This is a genomic window from Actinoplanes sp. NPDC051388, from assembly GCF_055586225.1.
Genome location: NZ_JBVJIP010000005.1, coordinates 75,510 through 90,296, shown reverse-complemented (window position 1 = coordinate 90,296; position 14,787 = coordinate 75,510). Strand labels below are relative to the sequence as shown.

The window sequence follows — 14,787 nt, the reverse complement described above, 5'->3', positions numbered from 1 at the left end:
GGCCGGTTCCGCCCGGGTTGCGATCTTCTGCCGGAAACCACAGATCGCGCACCTCGATGTCGGCCGGGTTTCGCGACCATGTCGCCCTGGTTATGTTGCGGCAATGGCAATGAAAGCGCTTTCAGGGTCGAAAGCCGCGACCATCTATCAGGTGGCGCAGCGGGCCGGCGTGTCCATTGCCACCGTTTCCCGGGCGCTGCGGGGCTCCGATCTGGTCACCGAGCAGACCCGCGCGCGGGTCCTGGAAGCGGCCCGTGAGCTGCGGTTCACCCCGAACCGGTCGGGCCGAAGCCTGGCCGAGGGGCGGCACGCGGCGAACGGCATCGTGTTTCCCGATCTGGTCGGCCCGTATTACGCCGAGGTGGTCCTCGGCTATGAGGAGACCGCGGCCGGATTTGGCAGCAGCGTGCTGATCCTGGCCACCCACGGCCGGGCCGACGCCGCCGCGAAGGTCGAGGAGCTGGCCGGCCGGGTGGACGGGCTGGCGATCATGGGCCGCACCGTCGACGACGAGGTGGTCGGGCGGATCGCCGCGACCGGGCTGCCGCTGGTGATGCTGGCCCGGGACCCGGTCGAGGGCGTGGACAACATCCGCACCCGCAACGAGCGCACCGCCGAGGCTCTGGCCGGGCATCTGCTCGGGCACGGGCATCGCAGCTTCGCGTTCCTCGGCGACCCGGGCGGCTCCCCCGACGTGGCGGGACGTTATGCGGGGCTGGCCGCCGCGCTGGCCGCCCAGGGCGTCGGCGCGCCTGCGGTCGTACCCTGCGAACTGGATCTTGAATCGGGCCGCAAGGCGGCCCGCAAGCTGCTGAAACACCCGCCGGACGCGATCGTCGGCGCGAACGACGAGGTCGCGCTCGGCGCGCACCTCGCGGCCGAGCAGGCCGGCGCGGCCATCCCCGGCGACGTGGCGGTGACCGGCTGGGACGACCTCATGGCGGCCCGCTTCGCGCATCTGACCACCGTCGCGCAACCGATGCGTGCGCTGGGCGCCACCGCGGCGCGCTGGCTCCACGAGCGCATCACCGAACGTGAGCAGGACGGCACACCGGTCGCCGCACGGCGCCGGATCCTTCCCACCGAGCTCGTCGTGCGGCGCAGCTGCGGTGACCACACCCCCGAGGAGACCCGATGAAACGACATGTGCGGGCAATGGTCTGCGTGGCGGCCGCCGCGGCGCTGACCCTGGCGGGCTGCGGCCGGGAGTCCGGCGGCGGCGCCGAAGAGGCGAAGTCGGTCGCGGACGGCAAGGCGACCGGCGAGATCACCGTGTGGGCGATGGGCGCCGAGGGCGAGAAGCTCGGCGCGTTCGCCCAGGACTTCATGACCGCGAACCCGGACGCCAAGGTGAACGTGACCGCGGTGCCGTGGGATGCGGCGCACCAGAAGCTGGCCAGCGCGATCGCGGCGAAGCAGACGCCGGACGTGTCGATGATCGGCACCACCTGGCAGGGCGAGTTCGCCAAGACCGGCGCGCTGGACCCGACCCCGGCCGACCTGATCGCCAAGGACGCGTTCTTCCCCGGCGCCTGGGACACCACTGTGGTCAACGACACGGCATACGGCGTGCCCTGGTACGTCGAGACGCGGGTCATCTACTACCGCAAGGACATCGCCGCGAAGGCCGGCATCACCGCGCCGCCGGCGAGCTGGGACGAGCTGAAGGCGATGGCCAAGGCGATGCAGGGCGCCGGCGCGAAGTGGGGCATCAACCTGCAGCCCGGCAAGACCGGCAGCTGGCAGTCCGTGATGCCGTACGCGTGGTCGAACGGCGCGGAGATCAACGACGACACCAAGTACACGTTCGACTCGCCGGAGATGGTCGAGGCGCTGAAGTACTACCAGTCGTTCTTCACCGAAAAGCTGGCGCCGACCGAGCTGGCCGAGGGCGCGCTCGAGCCGGGCTTCGCCAAGGGTGAGATCGCCGCGTTCATGTCGGGGCCGTGGCACGTGAGCCTGATCAAGGAGCAGGGCCTGGACCAGTCGAAGTTCGCGGTGGCGCCGATCCCGAAGCAGAAGACCGGCACGTCGTTCATCGGCGGCAGCAACATCGCCGTCTTCAAGGACGCCAAGAACCGCGACGCCGCGTGGAAGTTCATCCAGTGGCTGTCGCAGCCCGAGGTGCAGGTCAAGTGGTACCAGCAGACGACCGACCTGCCGAGTGTGCAGTCCGCCTGGCAGGACGCCACGCTGTCCGGTGACGAGAACCTGAAGGTCTTCGGCGACCAGCTCAAGGACGCCAAGTCGCCGCCCACGTTCCCGACCTGGGAGCAGGTGTCCGCGGCCTTCGACACCGAGGTCGAGAAGCTGGCCAAGTCCGGCGAGGACCCGGCCACGGTGGCCAAGACCGTGCAGGAAAAGGCCGATGCCATCGGTACGGGCAGCTGAGCATGACCGCCCTCGACACCCGGCCGGCCGTCGTGGAGCCGGCCGGCCGGAAACCCCCGACCCGCAGCCGGTGGCGTAAAGGGCTGACCGGCTGGTCGTTCGCGGCCCCGTTCACCGTGCTGTTCGTCGTGTTCATGGCGTTGCCGGTGCTGGCGTCGCTGGTGATGAGCCTGACCGACCTGCGCTCCACCGACCTGCGCAACCCGTTCGCGGTCAACTTCGTCGGGCTGGACAACTTCGCCCGGGTGTTCGGCGACGACCTGTTCATCAAGTCGTCGGTCAACACGCTGATCTTCGTGGTCGTCGGGGTGCCGCTGACCATGATCGTCGCCCTGGCCGCCGCGTCCGCGCTGAACTCCGGCCTGATCCGCTTCCGGGCGGTCTTCCGGGTCGGCTTCTACCTGCCCGTGGTGACCAGCATCGTGGCCATCGCGGTGGTCTGGCGGTTCCTGCTCGACCCGGACGCCGGCCTGATCGACAACCTGCTGCGGGTGGTCGGCATCGAGGGCCCGAACTGGCTCGGCAACACCAGCACCGCGCTGCCGTCGCTGATCGTGATGGCGGTCTGGCGCAACTTCGGCTTCCTGATGGTGATCTTCCTGGCCGGTCTGCAGGGCATCCCGCAGGACCTGTACGAGGCGGCCACGCTGGACGGCGCGAACCGCTGGCAGCAGTTCCGCAACGTCACCGTGCCGCTGCTGCGCCCGACCCTGCTGTTCGGCGCGGTGATCACCGGCATCGGCTTCCTGCAGCTGTTCGAGGAGCCGTTCGTGATGACCCAGGGCGGCCCGCTGAACTCGACGCTGTCCGTCTCGTACCACATCTACAACCAGTTCGGGTTCGGCAACTACGGCTACGCGGCCGCGGCCAGCTACGTGCTGTTCGTCGCGATCGTGGCGCTGTCGGTGCTGCAGTTCCGGCTGCTGGGCGAGAGGGACTGAGATGACCGCCGTAACCGTGCAACCGCGACGGCCGAAGGACCTGGCCGCCAAGATCATCCTCTACGTGATCCTGATCGGCGGCCTGCTCGCCGTGGTCGGACCGTTCATCTGGATGGCCCTGGCCTCGGTGAAGCCGGAAGCGGAGATCCGCCAGGTGCCGCCCACCTGGCTGCCCGAGACGTGGACCCTGGAGAACTTCCGGGAACTGTTCACCCGGCTCGACTTCCCGCTCTACTTCCTCAACTCGACCCTGGTCGCCGCGCTGATCACGGCCGGCAACCTGCTGTTCTGCTCACTGCTCGGCTACGCCCTGGCCAAGCTCGACTTCCCCGGCAAGAAGGGCCTGTTCCTGGTCGTGCTCGGCATGCTCATGGTGCCCGGCATGGTCACCTTCGTGCCGCAGTTCGTGCTGGTCTCCAACCTGGGACTGACCAACTCGTACGCCGGGCTGGTCCTGCCGTTCCTGGCCGGGCCGTTCGGGGTGTTCCTGATGCGGCAGTTCCTGCGATCCATCCCGGACGAGCTGATCGAGGCCGCCCGGGTGGACGGCGCCGGCGAGTGGCGCATCTTCTGGCGGGTGGTCATGCCGCTGTGCCGGCCGGCTCTCGCCACGCTCGGCATCCTCACCTTCCTGTCCAGCTGGAACAACTTCCTGTGGCCGCTGGTCGTGGCCACCACCGAGGACAAGTACACGCTGCCCGTCGCCCTCGCGCTCTACAGCATCGGGCAGAACCGCACCGACTTCGGGCTGCTGCTCGCCGGCGCCGTGGTCGTGGTGCTGCCCGTGCTGATCGTCTTCCTGATCCTGCAGCGGCACTTCCTGCGCGGGATCGCCACCACCGGACTCAAGTAGTCAGGAGACGCAAGTGAGACGTTTGCTCGTACCCGTCGTGTCGTTGATGTTGATTTTGGGATCGGGAGGCGCGGCCGTCGCCGGCGGCGCCGACCGCACCCTGCGGACCTATGCCGCGGACACCTGGAAGTCGATGGTCGCGATGACCGACTCGGACACCGGCCTGGTCTCCGACAACATCACCGGCGACCTCGCCACCCCCGCCGCCTACACGTCGCCGACCAACATCGGCGGATATATGTGGTCCGCCGTGGTCGCCGAGAAGCTGGGCATCATCTCCAAGCGCGAGGCCCGCGCCCGCGTCACCCAGACCCTCGACACCCTCGCCACGCTGCGCCACCACGAGCCGTCCGGGATGTACTACAACTGGTACGACCCGGCCGACGGCTCCGTCGTCACCACCTGGCCCGAGGACGGCTCGGTGGTGCACCCGTTCATGTCCAGCGTCGACAACGGCTGGCTGGCCGCCGCCCTGCACGTCGTCCGCGGCGCCATGCCCTCGCTGTCCGCCAAGGTGGACCGGGTGCTCACGCCGATGAACTTCGGCTTCTACTACAACCCGGCCGCGACCACCCCGATCGGCACCCGCGGCCTGATCCGCGGCGGCTTCTGGGACGCCGAACCGCCCGGCTGCTCGGTCCCGCAGAACGGCGTCTGGTTCACCTGCAACCACTACGACATCACCGTCACCGAACCGCGGATCGCCACCTACCTGGGCATCGGCGCCGGGCAGATCCCGGCGACCGCCTACTTCGACACGATGCGCACCCTGCCCGACAACTGCGACTACTCGTGGCAGGAGATGCAGCCGCAGGGCTTCGACACCACCCACCTCGGCGTCTCCGTCTACGAAGGCTCCTACCGCTACCGCGGCATCACCTACGTGCCGTCCTGGGGCGGCGACATGTTCGAGGCGCTGATGCCCGACCTGTTCGTGCCCGAAGCGCAGTGGGGACCCCGGTCCTGGGGCCGCAACCACCCGGCGACCGTCGCCGGCCAGATCGAACACGGCCTCAACGACGCCAAGTACGGCTACTGGGGCTTCTCGCCCGCCTCCAACCCGGCCGGCGGCTACGGCGTCTACGGCGTCGACGCGCTCGGCATGGACACCGGCGGCTACCCGTCCGACGTGCAGGCCTCCAACTACGACGCCGGCTTCGGCGACTGCCGCCCGGCCGGCCCGGCCCCCTCCTACGGCGACGGCGTCGTCACCCCGCACGCCGCGTTCCTCGCCCTGCCCTACGCGCCGCGGCCGGTCGCCGCGAACCTCGCCAAGCTCAAGGCCGACTTCGACTCCTACGGCCCGGGTGGGTTCTACGACGCCGTCAACGTCGGCACCGGCCAGGTCGCCAAGCGATACCTCTCGCTCGATCAAGCGATGATCATGGGCGCCCTGGGTAACTCCCTCGCCAAGGACGTGCTCAAGCGCGCGTTCGTGACACCGCAGTTCGAGCGCAAGGTGCGCCCGCTGCTGGCCCGGGAGACCTTCAACATCCCGGCCGGGCAGCGTCTGCCGCAGCTCAGGGGGTCCTCCTCGTGACAGTTGTCTCCGCCCAGGAAAGCTGGGCTTCCCTGATGGGCTCCGGCGGAGCCCAGGACCGCACGCCGGGTGAGAGCATCGCCGCCGACCTGCCGGCACCCACCGGGGTACGCGCCGAAGCCGGCCGCGCCCAGGTGACGGTGTCCTGGGATCCGGTGCCCGACGCCGTCGGATACGCCGTCTACCGCGGATCGTCGCCGTCGTCGATGCGGGTGGTCGACTTCGGCGGCGGCGACGTCCTGGCCGTGCCGCACGGCCCGTTCGCCGACACCTCCGGCTCCCCGGAGACCTACTACGCGGTGGCGGCCCTGGCGACCGTCACCGCGATCGGCTCGCTGTCCGACCCGGTCCAGGTCTCCGATTCCGCCGCCGACGGCCGGGTCTCCGTCTCGGTGGGGACGAAAGGGACGCCGCTGCACCGGGTCTGGCGGGCCATGGTCGGCGCCGAACACCTCAGCCACCTGCTCAGCGAGGACCTGACCGGCGGCCTGCCGATCGGCGCCGGCCTGCGCGACGCGCTCACCCGCGCCCATGAGGAACTCGGCATCGAAACCGTCCGGGCACACGGCATCCTCTGCGACGACCTGTCCCCCCTCGACGGCTTCGCCAAGATCGACGAGGTGTACGACCAGGTGCTCGCGCTCGGCTACCGGCCGGTCGTCGAACTCGGATTCATGCCGAGCGCCCTGGCCGCCGACCCGTCGAGCACCGTGTTCACCTACCGCGGGATCATCTCCCCGCCGACGTCCTACGACGACTGGGCCGACCTGATCCGCACCTTCGTGCAACACCTCGTCGACCGCTACGGCCTCGCCGAGGTGCGCGACCACTGGCTGTTCGAGGTGTGGAACGAGGCCAACCTGTCGGTGTTCTGGTCCGGCACCCCCGAGCAGTACTGGCGGCTCTACGACGTGACCGCCCGCGCGGTCAAGGACGTCGACCCCGACCTGACCGTCGGCGGACCCGGGTCGGCCGCCTGCGGCTGGATCGAGGAACAGATCTCCCGGCCGGCGCCCGTCGACTTCGTCTCCACCCACGTCTACGGCACCGCGCCCCTCGACCTGCGCCCGATCGCCGGCGGGCGGCCGCTGCTGTGGACCGAATGGGGCATCACCGCCACCCACGGCAACCCGATCAACGACACCGTGTTCGCGGCGACGTTCCTGCTGCGCGGCATGCGCTCCGCGGCCGGACGCGTCGAGGCGCTCGCGCCGTGGGTGGTGTCCGACCACTTCGAGGAACTGGGCCGCCCGGAACGCCTGCTGCACGGCGGGTTCGGGCTGCTCACGGTCGGCAACCTCGCCAAACCCAAATACTGGGCGCTGCGGCTCGCCGACCGGCTCGGCGACACCGAGCTGCCGGTCACCCTGACCGGCGACGGGGCGGGCAGCCTGGTCGAGGCGTGGGCCGCCGGCTCCTCCGTGCTGATCTGGAACGGGACCCTGGATCAGAGCAAGGTCGACGGCTCCGCCGACCTGGACCGGCTGGTCACCGTCACCGTCGAAGGGCTCGCCGACGGGCCGCACGAGGTGCGGATCTGGCGGGTCGACGAACTGCACGGCAACGTCGCCGCGCGGTGGGCGGCGATGGGCGGCGGCGCGGACTGGCCGACCGACGAGCAGTGGCTGGCGCTGTCCGCCTCCGACACGCTCGACGAGGCGGTGCCCGCTCGGACGGTCACCGCTTCCGGCGGCTCCCTCTCGCTGGACATCGATCTGCCCATGCCCGGGATCGCGCTGATCGATATTCAACCTACTGGTTGACCTTTCTCCGCCGCGCCCCTATGTTCAACCATGTGGTTGAACATTCGATGGACGCGGTATTCCACGCCCTCTCCCACGAGGCGCGACGCCACATGCTGCAACGACTCGCCGACGGTGACCTCACCGTCGGCGAGCTCGCGTCACCCCTCGACATGTCGTTCGCCGCCGCATCCAAACACGTCAAAGTGCTCGAAACCGCCGGCCTCGTGAGCCGCACGGTGACCGGCCGGCGACACGTCTGCGCCCTCGAAGCGCAACCACTCGCCGACGCCACCGCCTGGCTCCGATTCGCCGAACGGTTCTGGACCACGCGCCTCGACAACCTCGAAAACCTGTTCCGGGAGGACACATGACCAGCGTCCGGCTCCAACGGACCATCCCCGCCCCACCCGCCCGCGTCTTCCAGGCGTGGCTCGACCCCGCGCTACTCGCGCAATGGATGGCACCCGGCACCCTCACCGTCACCAAGGCCGAGGTCGACGCCCGGCCCGGCGGTCACTTCCGAATCTTCCACGACGAGTCGGGCGGCTTCGACGCCACCATCACCGAAATGGACGAACCGCACCGGCTCGCCTTCCGATGGACGTTCGTCGGGCCCGCACGACTCGACGAACCCGTCTACGACACGCTGCTCACGGTCACCTTCGACGATGCTCCCGAGGGCGGGACACTGCTCACCCTCGTACACGAGAAGTTGGACGACCTGGCCGCCGCCATGCCGGACGTCGCCGCCGGCGTCTCCACCGGCTGGGCCGACGCCCTCACCAAACTCTCGGCAGCAGCCCGGTGAAAATCGTCGCGGACGAATGGATGAGCCTCGACGGCGTCGTCCAATCCCCCAGCAGCCCCACCGAAGACCCCTCCGACGACTTCACCCACGGCGGCTGGCACATGCGCTACTTCGACCCCGTCGCTCAGCAATGGGTCCTCGACGGACTGCACGCCGCCACCGCCTTCCTCTACGGCCGGCGCACCTACGACACGTTCGCCGCGCACTGGCCGACCGCCGGACCCGCCGAACAGATCATCGCCGAGCCGATCAACACCAAGCCCCGGTACGTGGCCTCCCGCACCCTGCACGACCCACTGCCCTGGTCCGGAGCAACCGTCCTCGACGGAGACGCGATCCCCGCGGTGGCCGCACTGCGCCAAACAGGATCACCCACAGACGAACTCCACCTGGTGGGCAGCGCCGAACTGGCGCGGCAACTGCTCGCCGCCGGCCTCATCGACGAACTGCGCCTGATGATCGACCCGGTACTCATCGGATCCGGCAAACGCCTCTTCCCCCCGATGGCCGCCGGACTGTCGCCATGGCGGCTGGTCACCAGCACACCCACCACCACCGGCGCGATCCTCGCCACCTACGCCCGAGCCTTTGGTTGATGGCCATCGCCGGCCGGGGCGGCCCTGCCGCCCCGCAGGCGGTCGATCCTCGAGCTCGGTGCATGCCGGTGGCGGGCCTTCACTTGAACCCGGCGGTCTCGCTTCGGGGGTGTTCGGGCCGGTTCGGTCCAGCCTCGAGCTGGTGGTCTGTCTCGGCGTGGCTGTAGCGGTTCAGCCGAGGCATGGCGACCGGGCTGGTCGCCGGCCGCAAGCTGGTTGCCCGCGGGCGGGCTGGTGGGCAAGCGGGCGGGTCACCGGCAGACCGCTTGCGGTGCTGCCCGCGGCACGCCCTTGGTCGCCGACGCCGACGACGCGGTGGTGCTGGTCGGCGTTGGCTGGCCGCTCGGCGTTGGGCTGGCCGCCCCGTGGGATTAGCGGGGCTGGTGGGTTGGCGGGCTGGTGGGGTCAGCGGCTGATCATCACGGCTCTGGATGTCGGCGAGCCGCGATCGGCTGACGGCGGCGCAGGCACCGATCAGGTGCCGGCGGCGCGCCAGCCTCGGCGGCGGCCCCGGCGGATGACGACCGCGGACAAGCCGGCCAGGACCGCAATGCCCACGCCCGCGCCGCCGACGATCATCGCCTTGTCCTGCGAACGGGCTCGGCGGGCCTGCAACGCCACCGTCGCCGGGTCGTCGGCGTGCATCACCGTCGGGGCCGGCGTCGGCGGGCGCTCGGACAGGGTCTCGGTCAACGCTCGGTAGGGGTTGAGCAGGCCGAAACCGTACTCATCGCTCTTCCGGCCGCCCGGCGCCGGATCGGCCGTGGCCGTCAGCCGGCGCTGCACCTGCTCCGGAGTCAGCGTCGGCAAGCGCTGCAGAATCAGGGCCGCGGTCGCCGAGACATAAGGCGCGGCGAAGCTGGTGCCCTGCTGGCTCGTGTGACCACGAATCGGCGCCGCGACCGTGACACCCTCACCGGCGGCGACCAGATCCACATATTCACCGTGCTGCGAGAAGCTCGCCCGGGTGCCGTCCGGACTGATCGCACCCACCCCGATAACCCCCGGATAGGCCGCCGGATAAGGCGTCGGGTTGCCCTTCTCCTTCGAACCGTTGTTGCCGGCCGCCGCGACCACCACCACACCGGCCGCCACCGCATTCGCCACCGCGCGGCGAACCAGACCGTTGTCCCGGGTCATCACCACCGAAAGATTGATGATCCGCGCATTGCCGCCGGACTTCGAAGCGGACCAGGTGATCGCCTCGGCGAACTGGGCCGGCGACCCGTCGACGCCGACACTCTCGCCGTCGATCTCCTCCTTCTCGGTGATCCGCACCGGCACGATCGTCACACCCGGCGCCAGCCCCTGAAAAGGCACACCCTTGACCGGCTGCGCCGCGATGATGCTCGCCACCGCGGTGCCGTGCCCGACACAGTCCTGCCGGCCGTCCGGATCACCATGCAGCAGATCACGCCCCCGGTCGACGTGCCCCCGCAACTGCGGATGACTGGCATCGACACCCGAATCGATCACCGCGACCCGAATCCCCGCCCCGGTGGCCAGCGGCGAGATCCGAGGCAGGTCATAGATCCGGTCCTCATAAGGCATGGCAGTGCTGACCTGCCCCGGAGCGGGAGGCGTGTCACAGGGCGCGGCCTTGGCCAACGCCGGCACAGGCGTCACCACCACGGCGACAGCCGCCAGCCCAGCCAGCACCCGACCCGCCACGCCACTCCCCGTCCCCAACTTCGCACCGCCCCGTCCGCCCGCACCATCACCGCCAGCCGTGCGCGGCCACCACCAGGCACGGCTCAACAAACCCAACCCGACAGCGATCCGGCTGAATGTTACCGAGTCCCACCCCGGCCGCGATGTCCCCCGCATGCCGCACGACCGTGTCAGTAACCGCCGTCATCCCGGCCGGCACCACCCATGTGCTGCCCGGCTCGATGACGATCGCCAGCGTCCCGGTGAGCGGCGCGGCGGCGACGACACCGGGCTCCGGGCGCCGGTCGCGGTAGTGACCTGGCCGCAGGCAGGAGTGCGCGGGTGCCGGCTGAGGCCGCCGCCGCGAAGGTGAGCAGCAACCTATCCACATCCGCCGCCGTTGTGCGGGCCAAGATGGTCTGCGGTGCACCGCCTTGCCGGAAGGGTGAAGCCATCGGGGCTGGGCGGGCCGGGGCGCGGAGTGCCGGGTGGCGGTGTGGGTTTGGCCGGCGGACCAGGACCGAGGCATCCCGCGTGGTCGGCTTGACCGGCGGCGTCCGAGGAAAGCGTCGACGCCGACCGTAGCCGGGATGCCGTCCCTCATTGCGGCAACTCACCCAGATTCCGGCTCGCTCAAGACATTTGTTGCAGGCTCAGCCTGCCCGTGAAGCGCCTCGCGCTGTTGGCCAAGCCCAAACAGACCTTACGAGCCAAACCAAATCTTGATGTGGGTGTCGTTGATTCCTTTTTGTTTTTAGGTCTGGTTTAGGGTGACTCGAGTGACCGACCGCACGCCGCGTAGAGCGTCCTAGGATGTTAATTGTCGCTCGTCGAACGTGTCCTGCCCTCCGAGTGTCCACTCCCGACTGATTTCTGGCGGCCGGAAACACCAAGTCTCGTTGCCGCAGGCTTCGAGTGAAGTGGGCTCGACCCCGCCACCTACGTCCGATTTCGCGCGGAACTGATCTGGTCGGGGCGGCGGCCGTCGGTCCATTAAGGTCGGTGGCATGACGCGAGCCCTCACCGCCAGTGCCTTCGACTCGCTGCGCCTGGATGCCGTGCGCGACCTCGAAGGGCTGCGCCGGGTATACGACCTGCCCGGCGCCGGGGCCGTGCGCAAGCAGATGACCGAGCTCACCGAGCAGACCCGGCGGCTGGTCGGTTGCGCGTCGCTGGTCCTGGTCGCCAGCGTGGACGCCGAGGGCAACTGTGACGTCTCCCCGCGCGGCGGCCCCGCCGGGTTCGTCGCCGTTCTGGACGAGCGGACGGTGGCGATACCGGACGCGACCGGCAACAAGCGTCTGGACAGCCTGCAGAACATCGTCGCCACCGGGCGTGCCGCGCTGCTGTTCATCATCCCGGGGCGCCCCACGACGCTGCGGATGAACGGCCGGGCCTGCGTCTCCACTCGCCCCGAATTGCTGTCGCAGCTGACCGCCGTGGGTAAACCGCCGGCCAGCGCGCTGGTGCTGGGGATCGACGAGGTCTACCCGCACTGCCCCAAGTCGCTGCTGCGCAGCGGGGCCTGGAAGCCGGAGCAGTGGCTGCCGGCGGACGCCCAGCCGACGTCGGCCGAGGTGACGCTGGCCCAGCTGCGGATGCCGGAGCTGACGCTCGCCGAGATCGAGCAGGCGGAGGCGGACTCGCTGAAGTACCGGTACGAATAGCCGCCCGTACCGCGAACGTGCGGCCCTGGTGCTCAACGTCGGGCGTCTATAGGTTGAGGGAACCATCTGCGGCGGTGTGAGGGAAATCCGGTGGGAATCCGGTGCGGTCGCGCCACTGTCAACCAGCCCGCGAGGGCCGGTGAGCCAGGACACTCGCACGTCGCAGCCTGTCGACCGGGACGCGTCATCCCGTAGGGAGTAATCATGCCCAAGGCCACCACCCTCGCCGCCCCCGCGGTCTCCGCGCGGCTGCTCTGGACCGCGCTCGCGGTGACCGCCGCCCTTCTGCTCATGGCCTATCTGGTCGCGTTCGACCAGGGCGCCGTTTCGCAGGGCGGCATGTTCCTGCACGAGCTCATGCACGACGGCCGCCACCTGCTCGGCGTCCCGTGCCACTGACGGCCGGCGACCGCGCGCCCGGATTCGGCGCGATTCTGCTGCGTGGCCTGCTCGCGGGTCTGATCGCCGGTCTGCTGGCCGGGTTCTTCGCCTACACGGTCGGGGAACCGAAGGTGGATGCCGCCATCGCCATCGAGGAGGCGGCCGCGCCCGCCGCCGATCACCATGCGGACGCGCTCGTCTCGCGGGACGGGCAGAAGGGCGGGCTCTTCCTCGCCACCGCGCTCTACGGCGTGGCGATGGGCGGGCTGCTCGCGGTCGGTTACACGCTGCTGCGCCGCCGGCTGCGCACCACCGACGACACGAGAGCGGCGGTCGGGTTGGCGGCGGCCGCACTCGTCGGCATGGTGCTGGTGCCGTTCGTGAAATATCCGCCCAACCCGCCCGCCGTCGGCAATCCGGCGACGATCGACCAGCGCACCATCAGCTACCTGGCGATCCTGGTGATCGGCCTGGTCGCGGTCTGGGCGGCGGTGCTCGCCTTCCGCGCGGGCAAGGCCGAGTGGCAACGACTGCTCGCCGGACTCGGCGCGTTCCTCGTCGTGGTCGTCGTCGGATACGTGCTGCTACCGAACATCGACGAGGTGCCGGACACGTTCCCGCCAAGTCTGCTGTGGAACTTCCGGCTGTCGTCGCTCGGCACCCAGGTGGTGCTGTGGACGGCGCTCGGCCTCGGGTTCGGCGCGCTGCTCGCCCGCCGGCCCGCCCGCAAGCCGGTCACCGCCGGAGTGTGAACGGTCTGCGACTGGTCGCCGCCGCGGCCACGCCCGCCCTGCGGCAGGCGCTCTTCGGCGGCGACCACGATCTCGACGAAGGAGGCCGGAACGCGGCCGTCGCGCTCGGCCCCGGCTTCGGCCGGGTGCCGGGCTGGGTGGCCGCACCGTCCAGGGCCGCGCAGCAGACGGCGGCGGCGTTCGGCGGCCTGGCCACCACCGCGGCCCCGCTCGCCGACGTCGGTTATGGCGCCTGGGACGGACTCACGCTCGGCGACATCGACCCCGGCGACCTGCATCAATGGCTCAGCGACCCGGGGTACGCGCCACCCGGCGGCGAATCCCTGACCGCCGTCCGGCAGCGCGCGGGCGCCTGGCTGGACGCCCAGGCCGGCCGCAACCTCGCCGCGGTCGCCCACTCCACGGTGGTCCGCGCCGTCATCGCCCACGCCCTGCGCCTGCCCCCGGACGGCATCTGGGCGATCGAGGTCCCGCCGTTGGCCGTAGTCCGCCTGACCCACCGAGCCGGCCGGTGGCACCTGTCACTCGGACAGCACTGAGCGCCCCCACCGCGCCACCACCGAGAGCACCGGCTCACGCCCGGCGAACATCGCCGACCAGTCCCGCTCGTCATAGCCCCGGCGGCCGGTGCGCGGCGTACGCGCCGCCAGCAGCATCCGCGGCGCCAGCCAGAAATACTTCGCCGCCCCGGTCGTCATGACCGCCCGCCGCGCATCGAACCCCACGCCCCGCGAATAGCCGTCGATCACCGCCTCCAGCACGTCCGGCAGCCGGGACACGTCCATCAACCCGTCGAAGAACGAGTCCAGGGCCAGATTGGCGGCGTCCTCCCCCACCGCGCCCGGCCCGGCGAACGCCCAGTCGAGCAGAACAGGGCCGTTGTCCGTGAACACCAGATTCATCGGCCACACGTCGTGGTGGCAGAGCGTGCGCGGGAGGCGGTCGGCCGCGGCGAGCAGGTCGTGGCGGCGCTCCCACAGCGTACGCAGATCGGCTCTCAGAGACGGCGACCACGCACCCAGCGCGACCGGCGCGTCCCAGTCCAGGTCGTCCGGCACCGGCTGGGCGAGCGTGTAGTCGCGCAGCCAGTCGCGGGCCAGCCACGGCTCCGCCGACAACCGCACGTTTCCGAGCCGACGTGCCACATCCGCCAGATCGTCGACCGAGCCGGACGGCCCCGGGCGGCCGGCCACCCACTCCAGCCGCAGCTCGGTCCGCTCCGGGCCCGGCACCACCGACAAGAGCCGCGGCGCGGGCAGCTCGGGAAAGACCGAGTGCGCGAAACCGCTGGTGTACGCCAGTTCCTCACGCCGCCAGTAGTTCCAGTGCCCCGGATCGTCCGACGCCGCGAAATGCGCCGCCGCCCCCTCCCGACGCCGCGTCGCGACCTTCAGAACCGTGGACCCGTCCCGCCAGATGCCGCCCGTGACCTCGTTCGCCGCGTTGTGTGGCAGGGCCTCCAC

The 14,787-nt window shown here is 70.3% G+C and carries 16 protein-coding genes and 1 riboswitch; of the genes, 14 read left to right on the top strand and 2 right to left on the bottom strand.

Going from position 1 to position 14,787, the window contains the following annotated elements:
- Positions 1-103 precede the first annotated feature (103 nt).
- The 9 genes from ACZ6TI_RS14650 to ACZ6TI_RS14610 are packed head-to-tail and all read left to right on the top strand — an operon-like array spanning position 104 to position 8,874.
- Positions 104-1,138, top strand: coding sequence for a LacI family DNA-binding transcriptional regulator (locus ACZ6TI_RS14650; RefSeq protein ID WP_465345540.1), 1,035 nt, complete (start codon positions 104-106; stop codon positions 1,136-1,138).
- Positions 1,135-2,391 carry a sugar ABC transporter substrate-binding protein gene (locus ACZ6TI_RS14645; RefSeq protein ID WP_465345539.1) on the top strand — a complete coding sequence of 419 codons (1,257 nt, stop codon included), beginning with the start codon at positions 1,135-1,137 and terminating at the stop codon, positions 2,389-2,391. The genes ACZ6TI_RS14650 and ACZ6TI_RS14645 overlap by 4 nt, the downstream gene beginning before the upstream one ends.
- Before the next feature lie 2 nt (positions 2,392-2,393).
- Positions 2,394-3,332 carry a carbohydrate ABC transporter permease gene (locus ACZ6TI_RS14640; protein WP_465345538.1) on the top strand — a complete coding sequence of 313 codons (939 nt, stop codon included), beginning with the start codon at positions 2,394-2,396 and terminating at the stop codon, positions 3,330-3,332.
- 1 nt (position 3,333) lies between these two features.
- Positions 3,334-4,185, top strand: a complete 852-nt coding sequence (locus ACZ6TI_RS14635) for a carbohydrate ABC transporter permease (protein WP_465345537.1) — start codon at positions 3,334-3,336, stop codon at positions 4,183-4,185.
- Between the two features lie 46 nt (positions 4,186-4,231).
- A complete protein-coding gene (locus ACZ6TI_RS14630) occupies positions 4,232-5,725 on the top strand; it encodes a glucoamylase family protein (protein WP_465345536.1) in 1,494 nt (497 codons plus the stop codon).
- The gene (locus ACZ6TI_RS14625) at positions 5,722-7,488 is read left to right on the top strand and encodes a GH39 family glycosyl hydrolase (RefSeq protein ID WP_465345535.1); all 1,767 of its coding nucleotides are present in this window, start codon (positions 5,722-5,724) and stop codon (positions 7,486-7,488) included. The genes ACZ6TI_RS14630 and ACZ6TI_RS14625 overlap by 4 nt, the downstream gene beginning before the upstream one ends.
- 20 nt (positions 7,489-7,508) lie before the next feature.
- A complete protein-coding gene (locus tag ACZ6TI_RS14620; RefSeq protein WP_465345534.1) occupies positions 7,509-7,841 on the top strand; it encodes an ArsR/SmtB family transcription factor in 333 nt (110 codons plus the stop codon).
- Entirely contained in the window at positions 7,838-8,278 is a 441-nt protein-coding gene (locus tag ACZ6TI_RS14615) for an SRPBCC family protein (RefSeq protein WP_465345533.1), read from the top strand. The genes ACZ6TI_RS14620 and ACZ6TI_RS14615 overlap by 4 nt, the downstream gene beginning before the upstream one ends.
- On the top strand, positions 8,275-8,874 hold the full coding sequence (locus ACZ6TI_RS14610; protein ID WP_465345532.1) for a dihydrofolate reductase family protein: 600 nt from the start codon (positions 8,275-8,277) through the stop codon (positions 8,872-8,874). Before ACZ6TI_RS14615 ends, ACZ6TI_RS14610 begins: the two co-directional genes overlap by 4 nt.
- Positions 8,875-9,348: 474 nt before the next feature.
- Here ACZ6TI_RS14610 and mycP read toward each other — a convergent pair whose 3' ends face one another.
- Positions 9,349-10,425, bottom strand: coding sequence for a type VII secretion-associated serine protease mycosin (gene mycP / locus ACZ6TI_RS14605; protein WP_465345531.1), 1,077 nt, complete (start codon positions 10,423-10,425; stop codon positions 9,349-9,351).
- A 287-nt stretch (positions 10,426-10,712) separates the two neighbouring features.
- Between mycP and ACZ6TI_RS14600 the strand changes: the two genes are divergently transcribed.
- From ACZ6TI_RS14600 to ACZ6TI_RS14580, 5 genes are all read left to right on the top strand, one after another.
- Positions 10,713-10,838 (top strand): hypothetical protein, encoded by a 126-nt coding sequence (locus ACZ6TI_RS14600; RefSeq protein WP_465345530.1) that lies wholly within the window; start codon positions 10,713-10,715, stop codon positions 10,836-10,838.
- A 693-nt stretch (positions 10,839-11,531) separates the two neighbouring features.
- Positions 11,532-12,191, top strand: coding sequence for an MSMEG_1061 family FMN-dependent PPOX-type flavoprotein (locus tag ACZ6TI_RS14595; RefSeq protein ID WP_465345529.1), 660 nt, complete (start codon positions 11,532-11,534; stop codon positions 12,189-12,191).
- Between the two features lie 33 nt (positions 12,192-12,224).
- Positions 12,225-12,366, top strand: a riboswitch (cobalamin riboswitch).
- Between the two features lie 29 nt (positions 12,367-12,395).
- Positions 12,396-12,590: a CbtB domain-containing protein gene (locus ACZ6TI_RS14590; RefSeq protein ID WP_465345528.1), complete on the top strand. Its 195-nt coding sequence runs from the start codon at positions 12,396-12,398 to the stop codon at positions 12,588-12,590.
- Complete coding sequence (locus ACZ6TI_RS14585; protein ID WP_465345527.1) at positions 12,581-13,324, top strand: CbtA family protein; 744 nt, start codon at positions 12,581-12,583, stop codon at positions 13,322-13,324. Before ACZ6TI_RS14590 ends, ACZ6TI_RS14585 begins: the two co-directional genes overlap by 10 nt.
- Entirely contained in the window at positions 13,321-13,863 is a 543-nt protein-coding gene (locus tag ACZ6TI_RS14580) for a histidine phosphatase family protein (protein ID WP_465345526.1), read from the top strand. The genes ACZ6TI_RS14585 and ACZ6TI_RS14580 overlap by 4 nt, the downstream gene beginning before the upstream one ends.
- On the opposite strand, the gene ACZ6TI_RS14575 is transcribed toward ACZ6TI_RS14580, so the two are convergent.
- Positions 13,846-14,787 carry a phosphotransferase gene (locus tag ACZ6TI_RS14575; RefSeq protein ID WP_465345525.1) on the bottom strand — a complete coding sequence of 314 codons (942 nt, stop codon included), beginning with the start codon at positions 14,785-14,787 and terminating at the stop codon, positions 13,846-13,848. The two genes, ACZ6TI_RS14580 and ACZ6TI_RS14575, sit on opposite strands and share 18 nt — an antisense overlap.

What these genes read in the sequence shown, in the direction of transcription:
- ACZ6TI_RS14650 (WP_465345540.1), top strand. Translation starts at nt 104, where the DNA reads ATGGCAATGAAAGCGCTTTCAGGGTCGAAAGCCGCGACCATCTATCAG.
- ACZ6TI_RS14645 (WP_465345539.1), top strand. Translation starts at nt 1,135, where the DNA reads ATGAAACGACATGTGCGGGCAATGGTCTGCGTGGCGGCCGCCGCGGCG.
- ACZ6TI_RS14640 (WP_465345538.1), top strand. Translation starts at nt 2,394, where the DNA reads ATGACCGCCCTCGACACCCGGCCGGCCGTCGTGGAGCCGGCCGGCCGG.
- ACZ6TI_RS14635 (WP_465345537.1), top strand. Translation starts at nt 3,334, where the DNA reads ATGACCGCCGTAACCGTGCAACCGCGACGGCCGAAGGACCTGGCCGCC.
- ACZ6TI_RS14630 (WP_465345536.1), top strand. Translation starts at nt 4,232, where the DNA reads ATGTTGATTTTGGGATCGGGAGGCGCGGCCGTCGCCGGCGGCGCCGAC.
- ACZ6TI_RS14620 (WP_465345534.1), top strand. Translation starts at nt 7,509, where the DNA reads ATGTTCAACCATGTGGTTGAACATTCGATGGACGCGGTATTCCACGCC.
- ACZ6TI_RS14615 (WP_465345533.1), top strand. Translation starts at nt 7,838, where the DNA reads ATGACCAGCGTCCGGCTCCAACGGACCATCCCCGCCCCACCCGCCCGC.
- mycP (WP_465345531.1), bottom strand. Translation starts at nt 10,425, where the DNA reads ATGCCTTATGAGGACCGGATCTATGACCTGCCTCGGATCTCGCCGCTG.
- ACZ6TI_RS14595 (WP_465345529.1), top strand. Translation starts at nt 11,532, where the DNA reads ATGACGCGAGCCCTCACCGCCAGTGCCTTCGACTCGCTGCGCCTGGAT.
- ACZ6TI_RS14590 (WP_465345528.1), top strand. Translation starts at nt 12,396, where the DNA reads ATGCCCAAGGCCACCACCCTCGCCGCCCCCGCGGTCTCCGCGCGGCTG.